Annotated in this window: 24 protein-coding genes; 10 read left to right on the top strand and 14 right to left on the bottom strand. The window is 64.7% G+C overall.

Annotation, left to right across the window (positions count from 1 at the left end; translation table 11 throughout):
* Window positions 1-7 precede the first annotated feature (7 nt).
* The 4 genes from ACYCVF_RS16210 to ACYCVF_RS16225 all read right to left on the bottom strand — a co-directional run bounded on the left by ACYCVF_RS16210 (window position 8) and on the right by ACYCVF_RS16225 (window position 2501).
* Window positions 8-250, bottom strand: coding sequence for a DUF6719 family protein (locus ACYCVF_RS16210; protein WP_061030075.1), 243 nt, complete (start codon window positions 248-250; stop codon window positions 8-10).
* A gap of 242 nt (window positions 251-492) precedes the next feature.
* Window positions 493-1200, bottom strand: a complete 708-nt coding sequence (locus ACYCVF_RS16215; protein WP_459604452.1) for an outer membrane protein — start codon at window positions 1198-1200, stop codon at window positions 493-495.
* A 284-nt stretch (window positions 1201-1484) separates the two neighbouring features.
* Window positions 1485-1880, bottom strand: a complete 396-nt coding sequence (locus ACYCVF_RS16220) for a hypothetical protein (RefSeq protein WP_459604502.1) — start codon at window positions 1878-1880, stop codon at window positions 1485-1487.
* A gap of 228 nt (window positions 1881-2108) precedes the next feature.
* The gene (locus ACYCVF_RS16225; RefSeq protein ID WP_459604451.1) at window positions 2109-2501 is read right to left on the bottom strand and encodes a His-rich protein BRANT; all 393 of its coding nucleotides are present in this window, start codon (window positions 2499-2501) and stop codon (window positions 2109-2111) included.
* 249 nt (window positions 2502-2750) lie between these two features.
* On the opposite strand from ACYCVF_RS16225, the gene ACYCVF_RS16230 reads away from it, so the two are divergent.
* Together ACYCVF_RS16230 and ACYCVF_RS16235 are read left to right on the top strand one after the other, a co-directional pair.
* Window positions 2751-3293 (top strand): tetratricopeptide repeat protein, encoded by a 543-nt coding sequence (locus tag ACYCVF_RS16230; RefSeq protein WP_459604450.1) that lies wholly within the window; start codon window positions 2751-2753, stop codon window positions 3291-3293.
* A gap of 122 nt (window positions 3294-3415) precedes the next feature.
* On the top strand, window positions 3416-4804 hold the full coding sequence (locus ACYCVF_RS16235; RefSeq protein WP_459604449.1) for a serine hydrolase domain-containing protein: 1389 nt from the start codon (window positions 3416-3418) through the stop codon (window positions 4802-4804).
* Here the strand turns inward: ACYCVF_RS16235 and ACYCVF_RS16240 are convergent.
* Entirely contained in the window at window positions 4791-6359 is a 1569-nt protein-coding gene (locus ACYCVF_RS16240; protein WP_459604448.1) for a S10 family peptidase, read from the bottom strand. The two genes, ACYCVF_RS16235 and ACYCVF_RS16240, sit on opposite strands and share 14 nt — an antisense overlap.
* Before the next feature lie 256 nt (window positions 6360-6615).
* Between ACYCVF_RS16240 and ACYCVF_RS16245 the strand changes: the two genes are divergently transcribed.
* From ACYCVF_RS16245 to ACYCVF_RS16255, 3 genes are all read left to right on the top strand, one after another.
* Complete coding sequence (locus tag ACYCVF_RS16245) at window positions 6616-7395, top strand: NAD kinase (RefSeq protein WP_459604447.1); 780 nt, start codon at window positions 6616-6618, stop codon at window positions 7393-7395.
* A 102-nt stretch (window positions 7396-7497) separates the two neighbouring features.
* Complete coding sequence (locus tag ACYCVF_RS16250) at window positions 7498-8043, top strand: response regulator (RefSeq protein ID WP_008549760.1); 546 nt, start codon at window positions 7498-7500, stop codon at window positions 8041-8043.
* A gap of 28 nt (window positions 8044-8071) precedes the next feature.
* Window positions 8072-8650 (top strand): Hpt domain-containing protein, encoded by a 579-nt coding sequence (locus ACYCVF_RS16255; RefSeq protein ID WP_459604446.1) that lies wholly within the window; start codon window positions 8072-8074, stop codon window positions 8648-8650.
* Window positions 8651-8772: 122 nt separating this feature from the next.
* Here ACYCVF_RS16255 and ACYCVF_RS16260 read toward each other — a convergent pair whose 3' ends face one another.
* The 4 genes from ACYCVF_RS16260 to folE all read right to left on the bottom strand — a co-directional run bounded on the left by ACYCVF_RS16260 (window position 8773) and on the right by folE (window position 12568).
* On the bottom strand, window positions 8773-9948 hold the full coding sequence (locus ACYCVF_RS16260; protein WP_459604445.1) for a DUF2336 domain-containing protein: 1176 nt from the start codon (window positions 9946-9948) through the stop codon (window positions 8773-8775).
* Between the two features lie 231 nt (window positions 9949-10179).
* Window positions 10180-11253 (bottom strand): lytic transglycosylase domain-containing protein, encoded by a 1074-nt coding sequence (locus tag ACYCVF_RS16265; protein WP_459604444.1) that lies wholly within the window; start codon window positions 11251-11253, stop codon window positions 10180-10182.
* A gap of 172 nt (window positions 11254-11425) precedes the next feature.
* The gene (gene hisI, locus ACYCVF_RS16270; protein WP_459604443.1) at window positions 11426-11848 is read right to left on the bottom strand and encodes a phosphoribosyl-AMP cyclohydrolase; all 423 of its coding nucleotides are present in this window, start codon (window positions 11846-11848) and stop codon (window positions 11426-11428) included.
* 27 nt (window positions 11849-11875) lie between these two features.
* Window positions 11876-12568: a GTP cyclohydrolase I FolE gene (gene folE / locus ACYCVF_RS16275; protein ID WP_459604442.1), complete on the bottom strand. Its 693-nt coding sequence runs from the start codon at window positions 12566-12568 to the stop codon at window positions 11876-11878.
* Window positions 12569-12809: 241 nt separating this feature from the next.
* Between folE and ACYCVF_RS16280 the strand changes: the two genes are divergently transcribed.
* Complete coding sequence (locus ACYCVF_RS16280) at window positions 12810-13277, top strand: iron-sulfur cluster assembly scaffold protein (protein WP_459604441.1); 468 nt, start codon at window positions 12810-12812, stop codon at window positions 13275-13277.
* 115 nt (window positions 13278-13392) lie between these two features.
* Here ACYCVF_RS16280 and ACYCVF_RS16285 read toward each other — a convergent pair whose 3' ends face one another.
* Window positions 13393-14292 (bottom strand): COG3904 family protein, encoded by a 900-nt coding sequence (locus ACYCVF_RS16285; RefSeq protein WP_459604440.1) that lies wholly within the window; start codon window positions 14290-14292, stop codon window positions 13393-13395.
* Between the two features lie 230 nt (window positions 14293-14522).
* Between ACYCVF_RS16285 and yidD the strand changes: the two genes are divergently transcribed.
* The 3 genes from yidD (at window position 14523) to ACYCVF_RS16300 (ending at window position 15535) form a co-directional block, all read left to right on the top strand.
* A complete protein-coding gene (yidD, locus tag ACYCVF_RS16290; RefSeq protein WP_459604439.1) occupies window positions 14523-14855 on the top strand; it encodes a membrane protein insertion efficiency factor YidD in 333 nt (110 codons plus the stop codon).
* Window positions 14856-14946: 91 nt separating this feature from the next.
* A complete protein-coding gene (locus ACYCVF_RS16295) occupies window positions 14947-15153 on the top strand; it encodes a hypothetical protein (protein WP_459604438.1) in 207 nt (68 codons plus the stop codon).
* Between the two features lie 247 nt (window positions 15154-15400).
* Window positions 15401-15535 (top strand): cupin domain-containing protein, encoded by a 135-nt coding sequence (locus ACYCVF_RS16300; protein ID WP_459612935.1) that lies wholly within the window; start codon window positions 15401-15403, stop codon window positions 15533-15535.
* 15 nt (window positions 15536-15550) lie between these two features.
* Here the strand turns inward: ACYCVF_RS16300 and ACYCVF_RS16305 are convergent, their stop codons facing one another.
* Window positions 15551-16765, bottom strand: coding sequence for a hypothetical protein (locus tag ACYCVF_RS16305; RefSeq protein WP_459604437.1), 1215 nt, complete (start codon window positions 16763-16765; stop codon window positions 15551-15553).
* Window position 16766: 1 nt separating this feature from the next.
* Window positions 16767-18134 carry an APC family permease gene (locus ACYCVF_RS16310; protein ID WP_459604436.1) on the bottom strand — a complete coding sequence of 456 codons (1368 nt, stop codon included), beginning with the start codon at window positions 18132-18134 and terminating at the stop codon, window positions 16767-16769.
* A gap of 328 nt (window positions 18135-18462) precedes the next feature.
* Here ACYCVF_RS16310 and ACYCVF_RS16315 point away from each other — a divergent pair, with 328 nt between their 5' ends.
* Window positions 18463-19800, top strand: a complete 1338-nt coding sequence (locus ACYCVF_RS16315) for an alpha/beta hydrolase (RefSeq protein WP_459604435.1) — start codon at window positions 18463-18465, stop codon at window positions 19798-19800.
* Between the two features lie 64 nt (window positions 19801-19864).
* Here ACYCVF_RS16315 and ACYCVF_RS16320 read toward each other — a convergent pair whose 3' ends face one another.
* Both ACYCVF_RS16320 and ACYCVF_RS16325 read right to left on the bottom strand, forming a co-directional pair.
* Window positions 19865-20242 carry a hypothetical protein gene (locus ACYCVF_RS16320; RefSeq protein ID WP_459604434.1) on the bottom strand — a complete coding sequence of 126 codons (378 nt, stop codon included), beginning with the start codon at window positions 20240-20242 and terminating at the stop codon, window positions 19865-19867.
* Window positions 20243-20333: 91 nt separating this feature from the next.
* Window positions 20334-21509: an MFS transporter gene (locus tag ACYCVF_RS16325; RefSeq protein ID WP_459604433.1), complete on the bottom strand. Its 1176-nt coding sequence runs from the start codon at window positions 21507-21509 to the stop codon at window positions 20334-20336.
* Window positions 21510-21660: the final 151 nt, after the last annotated feature.

Genomic DNA, 21660 nt, shown 5'->3' on the forward strand with positions numbered 1-21660 from the left:
GCGGAACTCAGGGCGTGGCGGCTGCAAGCGAGGCCTGCTCGCCCGGCATCGCCACGCAGGCCTTGCGGCGATGCAGCCCGCGGATGGCGCCGGTGACCTTCATCACCTTGCCCGAGGGACAGGACGCGTCCTTGACGAAGGCGACCTCATAAGGTGCCAGCATCAGGGGCTCAGATCTCAGGATCGTCTGTGCAGAGCACGGCAGGCCGAAGAAGCACGAGAGCACCACTGCCGACACCAAGATGCGCATGTCCGTTGTCCCACCAGCCCGGTAATTCTCATATAACGCGTTCCGGAGCGCGAGTTCCGTAAATCGCAAAAATTATTTTTGCTTTACCCCAGCCCCATGACGCGCGTGAGAAGGCGCGCCAACAACCGTTTGCAAGCAAATGACGCGCCAGATGGTTCACGCACCGCAAACGGGGCCCGGCCGGACGGCCGACAAACGAAAGGCCGGCGGGGCCGGCCTTTGAGAAAATCGTTGCGGCTGGCTCAGTAGCGTGAGGCCGCCGGGCCGCCCCAGCCGAAGCGGTAGTTCACGCCGACCTTGACGGTATGCTCGTCCTCCCGACCCCGGACGCCGACGACGTCGGCCGGGCCGGAAGTGAAGGTGGTGCTGCCGAAATTGTAGTACTGGTACTCGGCCTTGGCCGACCAGCTCGGCGCGAACATGTATTCGAGACCTGCGCCGACGGTGTAGCCGTCCTTGCTGTTGCCGGTGGTGGTGAAACCCTGCGGCACGCCAGCAATGTTGACGCCGAGATTGTTGTTACGCCAGGCGTAACCGCCCTTGGCGTAAAGCAGCGTCGGCCCCCAAGTGTAGCCGATCCGACCGGTCACCGACCCGATCTGGTCGGTGTTGGAGGTGACCTGCGTGCCCAGCGGGAAGGTGACGCCGTTGTTGTTGGTCGGCAGCCAGGAATACTGAGCCTCGATACCTACCACCCAGTTGGGTGCGAACTGGTAGTCGAAGCCGCCCTGCACGCCGCCCATGAAGCGGGCGTCGCTCGACTGGAAGCTGCTGTCGCCGGCAAACGCGCCGCCGACATGGCCGCCGATGTAGAAACCGGTCCAGTTGTAGATCACCTGCGGCGGCGTATAGGCCGGAGCCTTGGTGTAGGGCCGCGGCTGCATGTCGGCGGCGGCGGCCGGCGCGGCCAATGCCAGCAGAGCGACTGCGCCCAGCAAAATTGACTTCATGATCATCCCCGTTCTTTCATCTTCGACACTCAGGAAACAACGTGGCGTGAATTGGGTTGCTTCGCGGCAATGCCGGAACGTTGATCGTTCGTGACTGTGACGGGTTGGCAACAACGCGATTTTGTTCCGCCACGTCGCCCTGTGCGCCCTGTTTTTGTGTCCGCGCAGGGGCTGCCGTAAGATTTGTCGCAACACGAAACCACCCCGTTCAAAACTCGCCGAAACGTGATCCAGCGGCTCCGGCGCCTCTTTCCTAGCACCCGGCGATGAAGGTCGGCTTTGCGCTACCGCGTCATCTTTTCCAGTTCCGGAAAGGGTGCGTAAACCGCGCCGGCGCACAGATCCGTGGTCCGGTCGACCACGCGGTCCGCGCGGCCATTGACGAAGATCACGGCGCGCTCGCGCATGGCCTTGTAGCTCCCATCGGTCTCGCGCGGGATGAAGTGCAGGCAGCTCACGTAGAACTGCCGGCCGCCGACCTCGCGCTGGACCGGCTCGGCCATGCTGGCCTCGCGCACGCCGACCGGATTGTTCAGATAGGTGCGCATCAGGGCCAGCGTGTCACTCCGGAAATTGTCGGGAAACGGCTGCGGCCCGCCGGCCTGCGTCCCACCCAGCAGGGTCGGACGGTCACCGTCGCTGCCGAAACACGCCGTGAGTGCCAGTGGCAAAGCCAATATCACCGCACATGTTGCCAATCGCCCCACAGGCCCGCTCTCCGCTCGATCAGGTCAGGGGACGTTCTAGCCCCAAGCCTGCACGAAGGGAATTCGCTTGCAGAGGCGCAAACAGCGCACCGGTCCGCCGCCAACACCTCGAGCTTTCGCGCGTGACATGGCAACGGACCTGCCTGAAGTCCGCACGCGGCGACGGGGCAATGCCAGGGATGCCGCCGCGCGGGATCAGCCTCAGTTGCGCTTGTCTGACGTCGCCGGCTTGGTCACGTCCGGCTGCGCCTTCTGCGACTCCTTGGCCGTGACCTGCTCGTGCTGATGGCGATCCTTGCGCACGGTCTTGTGCTCGTCCGACGTGACGGCGGCGTTGGCGTTCATCGCGTTCGATTTGCCATCCGTCTTGCCATCCGTCTTGCCATCCGTCTTGGCATCCGCCTTGACGTCGGCAGCCTTCGTGTCGGCTTTGACGCCCGCCTCCGGCTTCACGGCGGTGTTCCCCGCCTTGGTCTGGCCCTGCTCCGCCTTGATGACAGGCGAAGTCGTGGTGGTCTTGTTTGCCTCGGCAGCGAACGCCGGGGCGGCGATCACGGAAGCTGCCAGCAGGGCTGCGGAAATGGTCTTCAACATGGTGGTCTCCTCTTGGAAGGATCTTGAGGCGGCGCCCTCTCGTCACCCCTTCGATCGTGGTGTGAGCCTAGGAGGCACCCACTGAACCGGTTCTGAAGGCGGTTGCAGGCTTCCGTTCATCTCGATGACGAGTTTGTCATCTGCGGGTCGGACGATAGATCGTGCGAAGCGGGAATGTTTTTGCCCCACGGGTGTTCCGGTCTTCAGGCAATCGTGTAGGATCGCCTCGTTCCATACGGGAGAACATCAATGCGCAGACTCTCAATGCTTCTGGTGTCGGGACTGGTCTCGATGGCGCTGGCGACCGGGCCGATGCTGACCACCGCCTATGCCGCCGGCAGCGATGAACCTTCGTCGCCACCGAAGTCGGACACTTCGACGAAGAAGGGGAAAAAGAAGAGCTCCTCCGTCAGCGATCCCAAGTTCCTGGCAGCCTATCGCACCGCCTACACCGCGATCTACGACCGCCACGACTACACCGGCGCGATCGACCAGCTGAAGTCGCTCAAGCGCGATGACGTCGCCGATGTCGCCAATCTGATCGGCTACTCCTATCGCAAGCTCGGCGACTACCAATCGTCGAAGGCCTATTACGAGCTGGCGCTGAAGGACGATCCGAACCACGTCCGCACGTGGCAATACTACGGTCTCTGGCAGCTCGAGCAGGGCAACCGCGAACAGGCGCAATACCACCTCAATAAGATCGCCTCGCTCGCCGGCACCGATAGCTCGGAGTATCGCTCGCTCGCCGCCGCGCTCGACAAGCCGACCGGCGCGACGCTCGTCTACTAAGAAGCGGCCTATCGAGACCTGGCGGTTTTGAACGACGAGAACGGGCACAACCTTCCGGGTTGTGCCCGATCCGCTTTCTCGGCTAGCTTCGCGTACCTTTTTCCCTCGCAAATCGGTGCGCAATGGACAAGTGGCTGCGGTCCGCGATCGACTACGTCGGCTCATGGATCGAATTCCAACAGACGACGTTGCAGCAGCCGGGCGTCATCGTCGCATTTGCTCACCGCGGCGAGATCATTGCCGAGCATGCGTTCGGCCTCGCCAATCTCGATACCGGCGAGAAGCTCACGCCGCGCCACCGCTTCCGCATCGCCTCGCACTCCAAGAGCTTTACCTCGGCCGGCATCATGAAGCTGCGCGAGCAGCGCAAGATCCGCCTCGACGACACGGTCGGCCAATATGTCGACGGCCTGCATCCGCGCGTCGCCGAGACGACCATCGCGCAAGTGCTCTCGCACAGCGCGGGGTTGACGCGCGACGGCGCCGATTCCGGCCAGTTCATCGACAGCCGCCCCTATCTCGGCGCCAAGGAGCTGCTTGCGGAATTGAAGCTGACCACAGCGATCGAGCCCGGCACCCGCTTCAAATACTCCAATCACGGGTTCGGGCTGATCGGTCTCGTGATTGAAGCCGTGACCAAGGAGCCCTACCCGGTCTGGATCAAGCGTGAGATCATTGAACCGGCCGGCTTGCGGGAGACCGAGCCCGACGCACCGCTTCCGAAGGGCGCCGTGCTCGCGAAAGGCCATACGCGAAAGGTGCCGTTTGGCGAGCGCTGCGTGATACCCGGCGACAATCCCGCACATGCTATGGCATCAGCCGCAGGCTTCGTCGCCACCGCCGCCGATACCGCCCGCTTCTTCGCGCAGTTGGCCCCCAACGCGAAGAAGAGCGTGATCTCGCTCACGAGCCGCCGCGAGATGACGCGGCACCATTGGCGCATCCCGCAGAGCTTCGAGGGCTATTACGGCCTCGGCGTCAATGCCGGCAAGACCGACGGTTGGGACTGGTTCGGCCATGGCGGCGGTTTCCAGGGCTACATCTCCCGGACCTGCTGCATTCCCGCTTGCGAGCTCGCGATCAGCATCCTCAGCAACTCCATCGATGGCGCGGCACCGGTCTGGATGGACGGCGCGATGCAGATCCTGCGGGTGTTCGAGACTCGCGGCGGGCCCGACCGGCGCGTGCGCGACTGGACCGGCCGCTGGTGGACGATCTGGGGGGCAACCGATCTCGTCCCCGCGGGCAACCGTGTGCTCGTCGCCAACCCGCAGTTCAACAATCCGTTCATGGATGCCGCCGAGATCGAAGTCACCGGCCGCGACAGCGGCAAGCTCGCCTGGGCCGCCGGCTATTCCAGCCACGGCGAGCCGGTGCGCCGCGTCCGCAACGCGCGCGGCAAGGTCAGCGACATCTGGATCGCCGGGGCCAACGTCAAGCCTGCAAGCGCCGTGGCACGTGAGATCGCACGACGATACAAGCCGCGCAAGCGGCGCCCTACTCCCGAATGAGCGCCTCGACCTCGCTCCGAAATGCCTGCCGCGAACCATCGCGCGAATAGAACATGTGGCCGCCAGGGTAGACGACGAACTTCGCGCGCCGCGTCACGAAGGCCGGCAACTGGTCGAGCACCCGCTTCGTTGCAAAATAGGGCGTGGCGAGATCGAACAGGCCGTGCGCGACCAGCACGTTCAACTTCGCATCGGTGGCGATGATCTGGCGCAGCTCCGAGACCGATTGCGGCGGGTTGATGCCACGTCCGAAATCCCACTGGCCTTCGACCGCGCCGTTCAGGACTTCATAGGAGCCGCCGGGCCGCCAGTTGAGCTTGCGCGTCAGGACGTCGACGGCGGCGCTCGTCAGCGGCGCCTGAAGCGCATCGCCCGAGGGATCGCCGAAGCGTGAGCTGGTGGAATCAGGATACGGATCGAAGCCCCGCACGGAGGCGTCGTAGCGTCCCGTCACCTTGCCGCTCTTGCGATCGAATTCGCGGCGGAATTCGCCGACGTCGAAGCGGCCGGCGAGCCTGCGGCTCACCGCCTGGTCGATGCCGGTGAGTTCGGCGACCTTGTCGGCGAGCCTGTTGGTGGCTTCCCTGTCCGCCTCGCCCTTGGCGAGATCGGTCAGGAATTCGCCGCGCGCGTAAGCCTCGACGTCGGCGAGGTCGGCACGCTTGACCGGGCCTTTGGCTTCGCGGGCGACCGCGACATAGCTCGGCAGCGTCGCGACATATTGCAGGAGGCTCGTGCCGGTGAATTCACGGAAATCGAGCAGCGGCGATACCAGGATCAATCCCCTGACACCCACGCCGTGCTGAAGTTGCAACTGTCGCACTACCTTGGGTCCGCGAATGCCGCCATAACTCTCGCCCGCGACGTATTTCGGCGAGACCAACCGGTCGTGCTTCTCGAGCCAGCGGCGGATCACGAGCGCGATCGAATTGGCGTCACCGTCGACGGAGTAGAAGGACTTGCGCGCATCTTCGCCGCTGGCGACGAAGCGGCTGTAGCCGGTGCTGACGGGATCGATGAAGACCAGGTCGGTGAAGTCGAGCCAGGTCTCCGCGTTGGGCCTCACCTCGGGCGAGGCCGAGGGCGACAGGGCCTCGCCGTCGAGCGGCAGCCGCCACGGACCGGCCGCGCCGAACTGGAGCCACGCCGAGGACGCGCCGGGCCCGCCATTGAACAGAAACGTCACGGGACGCGTCGCGCGGTCGGCACCGTCGAGCTCATAGGAGGTGACGGCGATGTCGGCCAGCGGCTCACCCTTGCCGTCGAACACCCGGATCGAACCGGCAGTCGCAGCGAAATTGAGGGTTCGGCCGGGCAGATCGAGCGTCTGCTTCGTGGTCGAGTCCGGAGGGAGACGACGTGCATCGGCCGCCGATTGGGAAGCCTGTGTCACGCTTTGCGCGTTGCTGCTGCGGCCACCCTTCTGTCCGGCCGGCGATGCCGCCTCGGCGCGAGGTTGCGGCGGATCATCCGCGCGTGCAACGCCCGAAAGCGCAAAAGCCGACACCGCCAGCACCAGGCTCGCGCGGCGCAGCGTCTGTAAATTCGTGACCATGGTCGTTCTCCCTGCCCGGCTGTGACAGCCGGTGCGGACGGAAGGATTAGCGCGGAATTGCGACGGTTTGGGGGATCATTGGTCTGGTGGGGCCTGAGGACGCCGTCCCAGTCCGAATCGCACGGTTGTGTCCTCAAATCCGGATGGACGGTCTCCGTTAGCTTTGGAAGGCGGTCCTCCTCGACAATGCAGGCCCACCTCGTATAGACGAGCCCGGCGGAACTTACTCGAGCCAGCGGCACCTGCCCGGGAAGCCATGACAAAGCCCTCGCGATACGACCGGATCGCCTTCGTCGCCAGCCCGAGCAGCGAGGCGCAGGCCGCCTTCAGCCAGCTCACCAGGGACTACGGCAATTGCGACCTCGGAGAAGCCGACGTCGTCGTTGCGCTCGGCGGCGACGGGCTCATGCTCCAGACGCTGCATCAGAACATGCGGACGGGAAAGCCGATCTACGGCATGCATCGCGGCACGGTCGGCTTCCTGATGAACGAATACTCGACCCACGATTTGCGCGCGCGGCTCGAGGCGGCCCACGAATCCGAGATCAATCCGCTCCTGATGCGCGCGACCGACGTCAATGACCGCGTCCATCTGCACCACGCCATCAACGAGGTTGCCCTGTTCCGGCAGACCTACCAGGCCGCGCGCCTGCGGATCCTGATCGACGAGCGCGAGCGCATGTCCGAGCTGATCGCGGACGGCATCATGGTGGCGACGCCGGCCGGCTCGACCGCCTATAACCTGTCCGCGCAGGGGCCGATCCTGCCGATCAACGCCGCGCTGCTGGCGCTGACGCCGATCAGCGCCTTCCGCCCGCGCCGCTGGCGCGGCGCGCTGCTGCCCAACACGGCCTATGTCGTGATCGAGGTGCTGGAGGGCGACAAGCGCCCGGTGGCGGCGGTCGCCGATCACGACGAAGTGCGCGACGTCCGCCGCGTCGAGGTGCTCTCCGACAGGACCATTTCAATGCGGATGCTGTTCGACCCCGGCCACAGCCTGGAAGAGCGTATCCTGCGCGAACAGTTCGGCTACTGAACCGCCTGCCCCGCAACGCCTCCAGAGCCCCGGTCGCAACCCTTCGTTAACCCCCGGCACGATATGGTTAACGAAGGTTGACCCGCTTTTGGCCCGGGCGTCATGTTCCGTATCGACTTCAACAAGCTGCGCTTCCTCGTCTGCGACGACAATCCGCACATGCGCCGCATCCTGCGGACGCTGCTGCATTCGTTCGGCGCGCGCGAGGTCTATGAAGCCGAGGACGGCGCAACCGCGCTCGAAATGTACAGCCACTACGTGCCCGACATCGTCATCACCGACTGGGCCATGCCGATCTTCGACGGGCTCGAGCTCGCGCAGATGATCCGGCAGCCGGAATCCAAGGGCAATCCTTACGCACCGATCATCATGCTGACCGGTCATTCCGAGAAGCGCCGCGTCACGGTGGCGCGCGATGCCGGCGTCACAGAATTCCTCGCCAAGCCGATCTCGGCCAAAGGCCTCTACCAGCGCATTCTCAACGTGGTCGCCAATCCCCGCCCCTTCATCAAGACCAAGACCTATTTCGGACCGGACCGGCGCCGCAACACCAACTCCGCCTATATGGGTCCCGAGCGCCGCGTGGGCGAAAAGCACGAGGTGCTGCAGCAGCCCTCGCTGCTCGACAAGGCCCGCTCCTCCATCTAGCGCAACGTCTTCAACCGAGGCAGGTATCATGGCGAGGAACAGCGCAAAGGACATCGAGGTCAAAGCCTTCGCCACGCATCACGTCATCACCCAGCCCAACCCGTTGCGCAAGGTCCTGCGCCGCGTCGAAGAGAAGGACATGGACGATCCGGTCGCCCGCGCCGAACAGGCGCTCGCGAGCCTCGCCAGTGAGTTCGATGACTGGATGGCGATCGAGGTCGAGAGACTGTCCGCCGCCTGGGCTGCCGTGCAGAAGGACGGCTTCACGAAGAAATTGCGCGACGAAATGTTCCACGCCGCACACGATATCAAGGGCGATGCGGCGACTTTCGGCTTTCCTTCCGCGGCTGGAATCGCCGAGAGCCTGTGCCGCGTCATCGAGCACGCGCCTGATCTGGCAAAGGTGCCGGCCGAGCTCTTCACGCACCACATCAACGCCATTCTCGCCATCGTGCACGAGAACACCAGGCTCGACAGCAGCAGCGTCTCCGCCGAGCTCAGCCGCCGCCTGCGCAAGGTCGCGGACGATTATCTCGCCCACGTCAACCGCGACCGCCCCGAGCATCTCGAGATGATCCTGGCCCCGAGCATCGCGCCGGCGGAGTAGGTTTCGGAGCTCTCTCCCCGTCATTGCGAGGAGCCCTTGCGGCGAAGCAATCCAGAGTCTTTCCGCGGAGGGACTCTGGATTTGCTTCGCTGCGCTCGCCGTAACGGCGCTTGCGCATCCAGCTAGGCCGCAATCAGGTCATCATACGCCGGGTCCACCGCGTCGTCCGCGACGAGCTCATCGCAGAACAACCGCGCCTCTTCGCGCGCGGATTCGGTGGCGAACCGGCGCAGCAGCACCATCAGCGGCTCGGTGGCGCCGCGGTCGGTCTCGCAATGGGTGAGCACGCGTTCGACCATGCGCCGGCGCAGTCGCACCGCGCCGTCGTCGCTGTCGACGAAGCCCTGCTCGTGGCAGGCGTCGAGCGCGACCTGGAACGCCGCAAACGTCGTCTCCGGAAGCCCGGCGCGACGGAGCAACGCGTGCAGGCTGTTGCCGCCGCGCTCGTGCAGCAGCGCGGACACGCGTGGCAGCGGCAGATCGGCCAGTTCGGCGAGGGCCGCGTCGAACAAATCGAGATTGCCCGACAGGAGTGCACGCAGGATCAGCCCCGCGGTAAGCTGGCCGGTGATGCGCAGGTGCCGGACCAGGCCTTCCATGTCCTCGCCGCGCGAGCGCGCTGCGATATTCATGGTGGAGCGGTCACGTGCCTCGATCGTGATGCGCTCGGCACGGTCCGCACTCAGCCAGTTCCGCGCCACGACGAATTGCGCAAGCGTCTCCGAGAGCTTGGCCACCAGCGCCGCACGCGTTGCGGCCGGCAGATCCTCCAGCACCAGCATCGCTTCGCGGATCGCGGCGAGATGGCCGTGGCGTTCAACGATACGGTCCCAGGAGAACGGCGCGAGCTCGGCATGGGGGTTCTCGATCAGCTCCAGCGCGGCCGCGGCGCAGCCGACTTCGGCGATCGCGGCGCAGACCGATACCGGCAATGCGATGCGGCGGGCCACCGCGCATTGCACTTCCTCGTTGCCGGTCGCGACGATGTCGACGAGATCGGCGTCGACCAGAAGCGGAGAATGTTCGAGCAGGGGCAGCGCGACGGTCGGCTGATCTGCCGAGAGCGCGCGGACGATTGCGGCCGGCGCCTCGCCGCTGCGGGCGAAGGCCTCGGCCATCGCCTGCCGCACCAGCGGCGAGGGATCGTCGAGCAACATCAGCAGCGCGCCTTCGGCGGCGATGCGGTCGTCTGCAGAAAGGTCCGAGATCAGCCAGGCACGGGCCAACGCCCGTGTTGCCTCGGCCCGCTCGCCGGCAGGCGCCGTCCTGATCCAAGCAATGAATTGCCGAACAATCATCCTGCTTCCGGCTTACACAACGAAACCAAAACGGTGACGGCTCGTCACCTGCAACACAAAATAAACCACGACGCTTAACAAAGCGTTCACCATAACCGACTGGTATTATTGACGTTTTGTTAAGGGAACAAAGCTGCTTCAAGACAGATGCGCTGCTGGGCCGAGCGCTGAATCACGGCTCGTTCTGTGGGCGCGCCGCTTTGAGCTGCGTTTGCCCAAGAGCGGATGATGTCAGCTCGAGAACGTACCGCTACGATCGCTGAAGAGATCCAGCGGCTGCGGCGCACGCACGTCTGGGGTCGCCGATGCGACCGAGGTGAGCGAGGCATTGTTGCCCCACAATTTCTGCACCGTGGTCGAGACCGGCTGCGTGGCATCGCCGGGCTGATAGATTGAACGAAACACCGGCGTGCTCGGGGCATTGTCTGCGACGGTCGTCGACGACGTTGCACTGACGGGCGTTACGGCGCGTGCATTCGGAAAGGTCTGAAGATAGGCGGCATTGTCGATCACCGGTGCGGTCGGCTGCACACCGCTGGCGCTCGCAACCTCAGTGGGCGACGGCGTGCCACCATACATCGCCATCGCGCTGCGGGTCACTTTCGAATTTGCCGCGCTGGCATAGCGCGTATCCAGGACCGAGTAGACCTCGGACACGCTGCGCGCGCGGCCGTCCTTGGCATAGAAGATCGAGCGATTGGCGGCCGCCGCGTTGGGAAACAGCCGCGCGCCGACCGCTTGCGGATTGTCCTCGGCGTTGGCGATGAGTTTCGCGGCTCCGCCGACGCCCATGAAATGCGCCATGTAGAGCTCGCTGTCGCTCGGCCTGCGGCCGAGCAGACCGGTGAGCTTGAAGCCGTTCGACTGCGTCAGTGCAGCCGCCATAGTGGATGCGGCTTCGGGGTCGTCGCGCAGCTTCATGATCGACCGCTTCATCGCGGGATCATCGACGGTGTAGGTGCCCGACGGCGTCCTGGTGATGGCCTCGGCGTAGCTGCCATAGCCGAGCTGGGCGCCCGCCTCCTTGACCGTGCCGAGCCAGGTCTGGTCGATGAACTGGTAGAGCCCGTGCGCGGACGAGGTCGTGGCCCCCGCCGTCGGATCGAAATCCGATTCCATCTTGGCGGTGGTCAGCATGTACTGAAAGCTGACGCCGCTGATGTTCGAGGCTTGCTTGATCGCGCCGGCAACACGCGCCCGCGACGGATCGAGTCCGACCGTCTGCGGAGCACTGGAATTATCGACCGACATGATGACGTGCCCGCCCCGCGCGGCATTGAGCGGCGCCGGCAATCCGGCACCCATGCGTCTCACCGTGGGACAGACATGGTTAATGCGGGGTTAATTCGGGCTTCGCCCTTTCACCGAGTCATTCCGGGGCATCGCGAAGCAATGAGCCCGGAATCCATCGGGCTGCAGATAATGCATCACGATGGATTCCGGGCTCGCGCTACCGCGCGCCCCGGAATGACGGAAGCTACTCCTTGTAGACGGCGCTCGGATCGAACAGCCGCTCCGCATCGGCGAAGACGAGCCTGGCGCCGCCGCCTTCGGCCTCGACCTTGCGGTAGAAACACGACCGCCGCCCGGTGTGGCAGGCTGCACCTACCTGTTCGACGCGGATCCAGACCGCATCCTGATCGCAATCAGTGCGCATCTCGATGACGCGCTGGGTCTGACCCGAACTCTCACCTTTTCGCCACAGGGCATTGCGCGAGCGACTGAAGTACCAGGCATCGCCGGTCGCAATCGTCCTGCGCAGCGCCTCCTCGTTCATGTGCGCAACCATGAGCACGTCGCCGGTTGCGACGTCGGTCACGACGGCCGTCACGAGGCCGCTCGCGTCGAAGCGCGGGTGGAAGGACAAGCCTTCCTCGATCTCATGGGAGTGAGCGGACACAGGACCCTCGCGAGTTCACTTGCGAGGTCAGCGCTGCAGGCCTCGCACCAGGGACAGGAAACGGGCCTGCTCCGCCGGATTGTCGCGGAACATGCCGGTGAAGCGGCTGGTGAAGGTGGAGGCGCCATGCTTGGCGACGCCGCGCACCGACATGCAGGTATGCTCGGCCTCGATCAGCACGGCAACGCCGCGCGGCTTGAGGACCTCGTCGATGGCGGCGGCGATCTGCGCCGTCAGGTGCTCCTGGGTCTGGAGCCTGCGGGCGAAGATGTCGGTCAGGCGCGCAAGCTTGGACAGGCCGACCACGCGTTCCACCGGCGTATAGGCGATGTGGGCCTTGCCGTAGAACGGCATCATGTGATGCTCGCACTGCGAGGTGAATTCGATGTCACGCACCAGGACGAAATCGTCATAGCCGGCGGTTTCGCCAAATGTGCGGTCTAGCACCTCGGCTGGGCACTGGTGGTAACCCTGGTAGAGCTCGTCGAAGGCCTCGACCACGCGGCGCGGCGTATCGAGCAGGCCCTCGCGCTCGGTGTCCTCGCCGATATAGGCGAGCAGCGTCTTCACCGCGGCTTCCGCCTCGGCGCGTGCCGGGCGCGGCTGGTCGGCGCGAACGGCGGCTGCGAGGAATTCGGCAGGATCAAGTTCGGCCGGGCGGCTCTCGGGCTGCCGGTCGGAAGGCTTGCTGGGGCGGATGGATTTGATTGCAGCGTCCATATCGACTCCGTTCGACGGCCTCAACGGCCGGAGTGTCACCGGCAGACGGGGCGGCCAAGCCGCCGGACGCCTGAAGAGAACAGTTCTGGCGAAACGTCCGCAAGCTATAACGTCGGAGCCACGGTTCTGGATCACCGCCGCCGCAATGCTGGACTGTTTTTCCGCGAGTTCCGACCCTATATAGGACCCTGAACGCCGCCCGCCAAGGCCGATCGGGTGCGGAAGTGCTGGACTCCATCACATGCTGAACGACATCTACAACAAGCGCATCATCGAGCTGGCCGGAAATATTCCGCGCCTCGGGCGGCTGTCGGACCCCGACGCCTCCGCCACTGCCCACTCCAAGCTGTGCGGCTCGACCGTGAAGGTCGACCTCAAGATGAACGGGGATACCGTGACCGACTTCGCGCATGACGTGAAGGCGTGCGCCTTGGGCCAGGCCTCTTCATCCATCATGGCAAGTCACGTGGTCGGCTCGACTGCGAGCGAACTCCGTGAGTTACGCGAAACCGTTCGCAAGATGCTGAAGGAGAACGGCGCACCTCCTGAAGGCAAATGGGAGGAGATCAAGTTCCTCGAGCCGGTCCGCGACTACAAGGCGCGCCATGCCTCGACGCTTCTAACCTTCGATGCGGTGGTCGATGCGATCAGCCAGATCGAGGCGAAAGCCAAGGCCGGGATCAAGCAGCCGGCCGCAGCACAGGGCTGATCCCAAGCCGATGTCACTCTGCGGCGCCCGAAGGACTAAGCCGGGATATTGCGCCACAGCATCTGGATTCATGGCTCGTCGCCTTGCGACGCCCCGGAATGACCGAGCGGAGAGCTTACTTCTGCGTTGCAGCAGGCGGCGTGGCAACGCCGCCCGTCGGCACCAGGGCTTCCGCCGTCTTGGTCGACTTCGCAGGCTGCCCCTGCTCCGGTTCCGCTCCGAACCTGGCCTGGGACTTCGGCGCAAGCTCCGCCATTGCCGGCGCTGAGATATCCATATGTGGGAGCACATCGGACACGAGATCGGTCGTAACCAGATTGGTCAGCTTGAGCTCGCCAGCGTCGAGCTCGTGCAGGTCTTCCCAAGGCGGAACGCTGAGCGCAAGCGACAGCAAGTCGCCGGTGCCGCCCATATCGAAGGTGTATTTTGCAAGCCGGCCGATGTCGCGCTCCACGATCATCAGATCCTGCGCGCTGTAGCTCGCCGCCTTGGCATCGTCGGCCCGGTCACCCATCCAGATCTGATGGACACGGACATGGGCCGCTTCCGGCACGTAACGCTTCTTGCCGGCCAGCAGCAGGAACACGCACATGGATTCGCAATAGGCCTCCGGCGCGACCGCCGGGCGAGTCGATGCTGCACCGCGGAGACTCACGCCGACCGTGGTCATAAGCCCGAGATTGCGGAAGCGCCGGCCAAGCGTGATCGCGTCATTGACAGAGCCGCCGCTCGAATCGAGCACAACGGTCGCGCCCCCGAGCTGACGTCCACGCGAAAACTCTTCGAATTCCCTGGGCGTATCGGCGGTGATGATGCCGACCGCACTGACCCAGCCGCGGCAGTTCGGCTCGCAGGCGACCCAGCTGAACTTCATCGGCAGCTTGCGCTCTTCGAGGGTGCTGCCCGCCCGGGCCGACGACCCGAAAGTCGCGATGGCGCCGGCCATCACGACCCCACAAACGACGGTTCCCACCAGCAACCAGCCGCGAAGTTTGAGCGACGTCAGGAGTTTCAAACTGGTCCCTTCCCCAAGCCCCAAAGCGATTCAGGCAAGCCCCGTCTTGTAGTTTCAATGAGTCTACACACGAGCGTCATAAAAATGGTATCCGGGGGAATACAGATCGTCCATAGGTACTTGCTGCACTGCTCCCAAAAAGCACGCAAAATATGGCGCATAAACAACAGCTTACAGTTCCCTGCGCCGGAACCGGGCAATCCGCCGCTTAACGTCGCAGCACAGCGCACATGAAGCATTCAGCATGCGAGCACTGTTCCTGTTCCGGCGTGCTCCGGCTGCCGCGCAGATTCGGCCGCGCGCTGATCTGGCTCTATCGGCACACATTGTCACCCCTGGTCGGCTACAACTGCCGGCACCTGCCGACCTGCTCCGTCTATGGCGATGAGGCGATCGAGCGGTTCGGCCTTTGGGCGGGCGGCTGGATGACGCTCGCACGCCTGCTCCGCTGCCACCCTTTCGGCACGTCCGGCATCGACAACGTGCCCCTCGCCGCGCCGAAAGGGGCACGCTGGTATATGCCTTGGCGCTACGGCCGCTGGCGCGGGGTCAATGCACCCTGATGAAGGCTGCGAAGCTTGTGCATCGCTGCCCAGGCAGGAACCGGCACTTTCCGCTCGCGTTGTTTCGATGCTCCCACGGGAGGAAACAACAATGCGCTGGAAAATCAGCCCTCATTTTCACTTCAGGCCCGGTCCGACTGTCGGTCACAGGGGACACGATCCCAGAACCATCGACCTTCTCGCCATCATCGCACTGCTCGCGCTTGTCCTCGGCTCAGGCTGGTATCTGGCGAGAAGCGTTGCGATACAGCCGAGCACGACGACCTTCATCGTGCCGAGCCAGAGCGTGCATTGGTAGCTCAGAGGTCCGGCACCAGCCGCTCGGCATCAGAGCCCGCCACGCAAACCATGAGATGGCACTCGCGCTCATAGGCGACGGGACGCGGTCGAGCGTGCTTGGCGTCAGCAAAGCGACCTTTGGCGACACCTTTGGCGTGGTCCCACCGGCGACCGCTCGCACTCGGAGAATGATGGATTCTTTGTGCTGAGTCCCCGCGGGCTCGCACGGGCGAGGAGCTGCCGTTCGTCACAACGGCAAGATCGCGATCAAGCGCGACCGCGAAGAGCGGACGCTTGGCAGGGGCGACTGCTTGTATTTTTCAGGCGAGACGCCGCACGAGGTCCGAAGCCTCGGCCGGCAGAAGGCCGAAGTGCTGGACGGGGTCGCCCAGCCCCCTTGACGCGCCGACTTCTGCCTAGCGGTACCAGAAGAAACGCCCCTGCGACGGCGGGATCGTTTCCGGCGGCCGCAGCCGCTTCGGCCGCGCCGGCCTTGGCGCCGGCTCAGCAGCCGAAGTTGTCTCCGGAGGCGGGGCGGTCTCGCTGCCGGGCACCTTCACTGACAGCAGCAAGTTCGATTCGTGCATCCGCCAGCGATAGCCGACGCCGAAATCGATCGGCTGGGCGCGCCTGAACAATTCGGCGTAACGCTCCTGGTAGCGGCCGGGGAATTCGTCGATCGGACCGAGATAGCGGCCGAACGGGAAGAACCGCCATTGCCGTGCGTTGTAGTTCGCAAGCGGAATGCCGGAATCGTCCTGGATGATGGTGGTGCTGTTGGCGAGCAGCCAGTCGCGCACGACGGTGAAATTGCCGGAGTGCATCAGATAGGACGCGCTCTTGATCAGGCTGTTTCCGGGCCCGAGCGTCTCGCAGAACTTCAGGAAACCGGTCGCGCGCGCGCCGGAATTGGAAAGATCGGTCGAGAAATAATACAGCGTGCGCGCTTCCCCATCGCTGCCGGCGAAGGTGATGCGGACGCCGCGTGTCGCGTTCCGTCCCGGAGTGTCGTCGCCGACATGAACCCCGCCCTTGTCGTCGAGCGCGACCATCTCGACATTGCGGATCGTCTTGCCGGAGCGCGCGAGGAAGACATAGAGGATCGGCAAGGTGCCGTTCACCTGGTTGGCGCGCAGGTCGACCTTCATCTGCTTGGTGATGAAGAAGGAGAAGCTCAGGATCGAGCCCAGCGAGCGCTCGACGTTGTAGAGCGCGGCGCCGACCGAACCGCGCGGCAGCCGCGTCAGATCGGGCACGGCGCCGACCGGCTCCAGCGCACCGAGCACATAGGTATTGGCCTTGGAATAGAAGGCGTCGGCGTAGAGGAAATCCGGGCCGCTGAACATGTAGAACATGGTCGGCCGGGGCGCAGCGAGGTTGACGTCGGCCCAGCTTCGGATCTTGGAGAGCTGCCGCTGCTCGAGCTGAGCGAACGCACCGTCGAAGAACTTTGCATGGCGCTGCCAGCCCGGGTCCCTAGTGAGCGGGACCAGCGGCGATTCCGCCGAAGGCTGCATGCCTGCAAGGAAGCGCGCGGTGTCGTCGAAGGTGACGTCGGCGGCACGCGTGGACGAGACGAACGCGGTCAGCAGGGCAAGAGCGAGCGCCGCAATTCTCATGGGTCGGAACATGTCATTCGCGATGCGGTAAAGCGGCAGCGGCGACCGGCCGCCTGCGGAAGACAGCATAAATCAACAGGCCCGAGAGCATGACGAACATCCCCGAGAGCGATTGCACCGGCCGCTCGGTCAAGAGGTAATACATCATGAACGCGGTCACGAGCAGGAAAACGAGCGGTGTGAACGGGTATCCCCAGGCGCGATAGGGCCGCGGCAGGTCGGGATCGGTGATGCGCAGCTTGATGACGCCGGCGACCGTGAAGAACGAGCAGAACAACAGCGCGAACTGGATGAAGTCGAGCACCGCCTCGAAGCTGCGCGTGAACAGCAGCAGGTTGGCAATGGCGAGCTGGAACAGGACGGCATAGGCCGGCGCGCCGCTGACCGAGCGCCTCGAAAACACGCGCAGGGCCGGAATGTCCTCCCCCATCGTCATCATCACGCGCGGCCCGATCCACATCATCGCGCTGATCGAGGAGATCAGGCCGACGCAAATCATGGCGCCGACGATCCGGCCGCCGAGGTCGCCGAAGATGGCGCTGCCGGCGACGCTGGCGACGTCGAGCTGGCCGGCAAGGGCACTGACCGGCGTGGAATAGAGAAAGACCGCGTTCAGCGCGACGTACAGCACGAGCACGATCAGCGTGCCCGCGAGCAGCGCGCGCGGCAGGCTTTGCTGCGGCGCCTTCATCTCGCCGATGATGTAGGTCGCGGCATTCCAGCCCGAGAACGAATACATCACGAAGACGAGGCCGATCGCGAAAGGCGCGCTGACGATATGGGCGAGGTCGCCCGGCTGCGGCGTGAAGGCGATCTGCTGCGGCACGCCGATGACGAAGCCGGTGACCAGGAACGCGACGATCAGCACGACCTTCAGAATCGTCGAGATCAGCTGGAAGATGGCGGAGTGCCTGACCCCGGTCAGCTGCACGAGCGAAACCAGCCACACCACGCCGATGGCCAGCGGAATCGGCGGCAGATCGGGCATGACCGACTTGGCGTATTCGCCGAAGGCCATCGCGGCGAGCGCAACCGGCGCCGCGAAACCCACCGTCGCCGAGACCCAGCCGGCGAGAAAGCCGAAAGCCGGATGATAGGCGCGGCCGAGGAAATTGTACTCGCCGCTCGAGCGCGGAAACATCGCGCCCAATTCGCTGTATGCGAACACCCCACACAGCGCGACGATGCCGCCGATCGTCCAGAGCAGCAGGATCGAGAAGCCGGACGGGATGTCCTTGACCTGGAAGCCGAGGCTGGTGAAGACGCCGACCCCGATCATGTCGGCCACGACGATGGCGGTTGCGACCGGAACGGAGATCCCGACCCCTCCCCCGGTCAGCCGGCCAATCCAGGGCGCGGGTCCCGCATCTGATGCCGTCATCGGGGTCCTTAAGCTCAGGCGTCACGGCTCGTGGACGCGTCCTGCAGATTGATCCAGTCAATTCAAGCAGGGTTAACGAGGGTTAAATGAGGCAGCGGCAGGGGGTATTTCGGCACCAATTTGTATGGTCTTTGGCCAATAATCCTGGGCAAGCCGGCGGAAATGCCCACTCCCCGCCCCCACAATCAGGACACGATTGCATGGTCCTTTTGAGCGTTCCGGATGTGGGGAAGTCTATCCGGACGCTTAACGTCGCCTAAACGCCAGTCGGCTCAATTGTCTTGAAATTGCCGACGGACTTGATGTCGTGGCTTGGGATCATGGGTGGATGTTCGGGGCCGTTCCAAGACTGAGCGCTGACCTTCGTGCCGATCGGACGACGTCCGGCGCGCGCGGTCGCGCGCTCCGGATCGGCCTGATCTCAGCCTTGGCGCCGTTGTCCCTGATGCTGGTTCAATGCGGCAAGGCGCCCGATCCGGCGGCGCTGGCGGCGAACTCGCAGGCCAATGTCCAGGTCGTCGCCAAAACCAATTCGCAGACCTCGAACCCACGCGCAACGAGCGGCGACACGTTCGAAGACCGCTTTCCGGCTCCGCAGTTCAGGGAACGTTTTCCTTCGGCGAGCGAAAGCTTACTGCAGCGGCAGATGTCGGACTTCTCGCCCAAGCGCGCCGTCCAGCCGCAACCGGCGGAGCAGGCGCCCTACAAGGTGGCTTCGCTCGAGCCGCAAGTCCCCTACAAGCGTCCGCCGCGCGACGACCTGACGACGCTCGTCAGCATGAAGTCCTCGGCCTTCCCCTATTTCGGCAACAACCCCGCCTCCGATGCGCCCTTCCTGAACATCTCCAAGGGCGAGCGCCGCGGCCATCGCAGCTATTCGGGGCGCGTCTACTGGCAGGACGAAACCTACAGCGACAGCCGCGTGCTGGTGCACGTGCCCGAGCATTTCGACGTGCGCAAGCCGGGCGTGATCGTGGTGTTCTTCCACGGCAACGGCGCGACGCTCGAACGCGACGTACGCAATCGCCAGCTGGTGCCCAAGCAAATCACCGATTCCGGCGCCAATGCGGTGCTCCTTGCACCGCAGATGGCCGTCGATGCCGCCGATTCCAGCGCCGGCAAATTCTGGCAACCGGGCGGCTTCAAGCGCTTCATGGCGGAATCGGCCGACCATCTCGCCCGCATCAGCGGCGATCCCAACAGCGCGCGCGCTTTCGCCAACATGCCGATCGTGATCGTCGGCTACAGCGGCGGCTTCCTGCCGACGGCCTGGAGCCTGGAGGTCGGCGGCATCAGCGACCGCGTCCGCGGCGTGGTGTTGCTCGACGCCGTCTACGGCGAAATGGACAAGTTCGCCTCCTGGATCGAGAGCCACCGTTCCGGTTTCTTCGTCAGCTCCTATACTCGCCACACGGCACGGCGCGACCGCGAGCTCATGAGCATGCTGCGGCAGAAGGGCATCAGCGTCTCCGAGGACATGGACGGGCCGTTACAACCCGGCAGCGTGGTATTCGTCGAGACCGGCGAAGGCATCACGCATCGCGATTACGTGACGCGGGCCTGGACGCAGGATCCGCTCAAGGACGTGCTGGTGAAGATGTCGGCGACGCCCTCGCTCGCGCTTACGCGCGTCGCCTCAACCAATCCATCCGCATCGGGCCGTTAGACGCACTTGCCCAGTTCGATCGGGGGTGAGCCTTGGAGCGCATCGCGCTTTGGGCTCGCGAAGATCAGTTCTTGGGCAGCTTCGGAATGCTCTCGGCAAAGCCGTTGAAGCAGGTCAGCCGCTCGTCCTCTTCCTTGAAGAAACGGCAGTCTGCGTAACCCTTGGCTTTCGCCGGCTTCGGCTTCGGGGCCGGCGGGATCACGGCGTCGTAGCAGTTGAGGCGATCCTTGGTGCCGTCATCGATCTCGAGGCAGGCCTGAAGTCGGACGGCGATCGACTGCGGCTTGCCCTTCGCCGCCGCGGCGGGCTTGGCCGCAGCCTCTGTTGTCCCCTTGGGCTTGACCTGCACCAGCGGCTTGTCCCCCACCATCGGGGGCTTGTCGGCTTGCGCAAATGCGGAGGCTGAATAGAGCACCGCGGCAACCGCCAGAATCATCCTCATTTCAGTCAACTCTCTTTGGTCCCCATGACCGGCCTTCTAGCGCCCTCGCGCGCGGTTTGCCAAGCACCTTGCGCACGGGAAAAGGCGGCGCTCAGGCGGTTGCGGCAGCAGCAGGCCGCGGCCGGGTCAGCACCACCAGGATCAGCGCCAGCACGACGAAACCCGTCGCCACGAAGCCGAGCGTATGCAGGGACTCGCGGGCGAAGAGCAGTCCGCCGATGGCCGAGCCGACCGCCTGCCCGATATAGAGGACGGAGGTGTTGAGTGCGACGGTGGCCGATGCCAGCGGCGGCGCGGCGGCGACCAATCGCACCTGTTGCATCGAATTGGTCGAGGCAAAGCCGAGGCCCCAGATCGCGACCGCGCCCGCCATCAAGAGAAGCGAGCCGGCGCCAAGCGCCCAGCCGGCAATCCCGCCAAACAGCAGGCAGGTGAACAGCAACGAGGTGCGATAGGGCCCCGAGGTGTCGACGATGCGGGTCGCGATGACAACGCCCAGGAAGCCGCAGACGCCGTAAAGCGCGAACACAATGCCGACCGCATCGGGACCGGCGCCGGCGAGCCTGTTGAGCAGCGGGCCCATGTAGGTGAACACGACGAACTGTCCCGACATTTGCAGCATCGTGATCGCGAGCAGCAACAGGATCGTCCTGCTGCGGCCGACCGCGGCCCATGTCTTCAGATCCACCGGAGCGCCCTTCAAGCCCGCCGGCAGACGCAGCAGCAACAGCAGGAAGCTGATGCAGCCGAGCGCACCGATCCCGCCATAGGCCGCGCGCCAGCCATAGCGGCTGGCGATGAAGGTGATCAGCGGCAGGCCGACGGCGGCTGCCAGCGACCAGCCGAGGAAAATGTACGCAATGGTGCTGCCGCGCCGCGCCGTGGGCACGATCAGCGCCGCCGTGCCGGCGGCTTGCGGCGTGTAGAGCGCACCCACCGCGAGCATCACGAGGCGGATGACGAGGAGGCTGGTGTAGTCGGGCGCAAAGGCCGATGCGAGATTCCCGAAGGCGAGCACCACGAGCGTCGCCGTGAGCAACATCCGCCGCTCGATGCGACTGGTCAGCCAGGCCGTGAGCGGCGAGCCGATGCACAACGTGACGGCGCCGAAGGTTATCAGAAGCCCGGCCGCATGGATGCTGACACCGAGCCCGGTTGCCAATTCCGGCAGCATCCCCGCGGGCGCCAGTACCGAGCAGCCGGTGACGAGATTGCCGAGCATCAGCGCGGTCGGCGCGAAACGGCCGGCGGCGGGAGATTTTTCCATGCAAACGCATGTAGCTGCGGCTCGCGACGAGTTAAAGGCCACAACGCCAAATAGTTGGCGAACTGCCCGCTTTTGCGCGCCACTTTCTTGGAAATGCCGGATTGCACAGGCCGAATCGCCTGATATATCGCTCGTTCCCGCTTACCTGCGC

The organism is Bradyrhizobium cedriense, assembly GCF_054602315.1.

Coding starts and splice junctions, on each gene's coding strand:
- ACYCVF_RS16210 (WP_061030075.1), bottom strand. CDS start 250: ATGCGCATCTTGGTGTCGGCAGTGGTGCTCTCGTGCTTCTTCGGCCTG.
- ACYCVF_RS16215 (WP_459604452.1), bottom strand. CDS start 1,200: ATGAAGTCAATTTTGCTGGGCGCAGTCGCTCTGCTGGCATTGGCCGCG.
- ACYCVF_RS16225 (WP_459604451.1), bottom strand. CDS start 2,501: ATGTTGAAGACCATTTCCGCAGCCCTGCTGGCAGCTTCCGTGATCGCC.
- ACYCVF_RS16230 (WP_459604450.1), top strand. CDS start 2,751: ATGCGCAGACTCTCAATGCTTCTGGTGTCGGGACTGGTCTCGATGGCG.
- ACYCVF_RS16235 (WP_459604449.1), top strand. CDS start 3,416: ATGGACAAGTGGCTGCGGTCCGCGATCGACTACGTCGGCTCATGGATC.
- ACYCVF_RS16240 (WP_459604448.1), bottom strand. CDS start 6,359: ATGGTCACGAATTTACAGACGCTGCGCCGCGCGAGCCTGGTGCTGGCG.
- ACYCVF_RS16245 (WP_459604447.1), top strand. CDS start 6,616: ATGACAAAGCCCTCGCGATACGACCGGATCGCCTTCGTCGCCAGCCCG.
- ACYCVF_RS16250 (WP_008549760.1), top strand. CDS start 7,498: ATGTTCCGTATCGACTTCAACAAGCTGCGCTTCCTCGTCTGCGACGAC.
- ACYCVF_RS16255 (WP_459604446.1), top strand. CDS start 8,072: ATGGCGAGGAACAGCGCAAAGGACATCGAGGTCAAAGCCTTCGCCACG.
- ACYCVF_RS16260 (WP_459604445.1), bottom strand. CDS start 9,948: ATGATTGTTCGGCAATTCATTGCTTGGATCAGGACGGCGCCTGCCGGC.
- ACYCVF_RS16265 (WP_459604444.1), bottom strand. CDS start 11,253: ATGGGTGCCGGATTGCCGGCGCCGCTCAATGCCGCGCGGGGCGGGCAC.
- folE (WP_459604442.1), bottom strand. CDS start 12,568: ATGGACGCTGCAATCAAATCCATCCGCCCCAGCAAGCCTTCCGACCGG.
- ACYCVF_RS16280 (WP_459604441.1), top strand. CDS start 12,810: ATGCTGAACGACATCTACAACAAGCGCATCATCGAGCTGGCCGGAAAT.
- yidD (WP_459604439.1), top strand. CDS start 14,523: ATGAAGCATTCAGCATGCGAGCACTGTTCCTGTTCCGGCGTGCTCCGG.
- ACYCVF_RS16295 (WP_459604438.1), top strand. CDS start 14,947: ATGCGCTGGAAAATCAGCCCTCATTTTCACTTCAGGCCCGGTCCGACT.
- ACYCVF_RS16305 (WP_459604437.1), bottom strand. CDS start 16,765: ATGTTCCGACCCATGAGAATTGCGGCGCTCGCTCTTGCCCTGCTGACC.
- ACYCVF_RS16310 (WP_459604436.1), bottom strand. CDS start 18,134: ATGACGGCATCAGATGCGGGACCCGCGCCCTGGATTGGCCGGCTGACC.
- ACYCVF_RS16315 (WP_459604435.1), top strand. CDS start 18,463: ATGTTCGGGGCCGTTCCAAGACTGAGCGCTGACCTTCGTGCCGATCGG.
- ACYCVF_RS16320 (WP_459604434.1), bottom strand. CDS start 20,242: ATGAGGATGATTCTGGCGGTTGCCGCGGTGCTCTATTCAGCCTCCGCA.
- ACYCVF_RS16325 (WP_459604433.1), bottom strand. CDS start 21,509: ATGGAAAAATCTCCCGCCGCCGGCCGTTTCGCGCCGACCGCGCTGATG.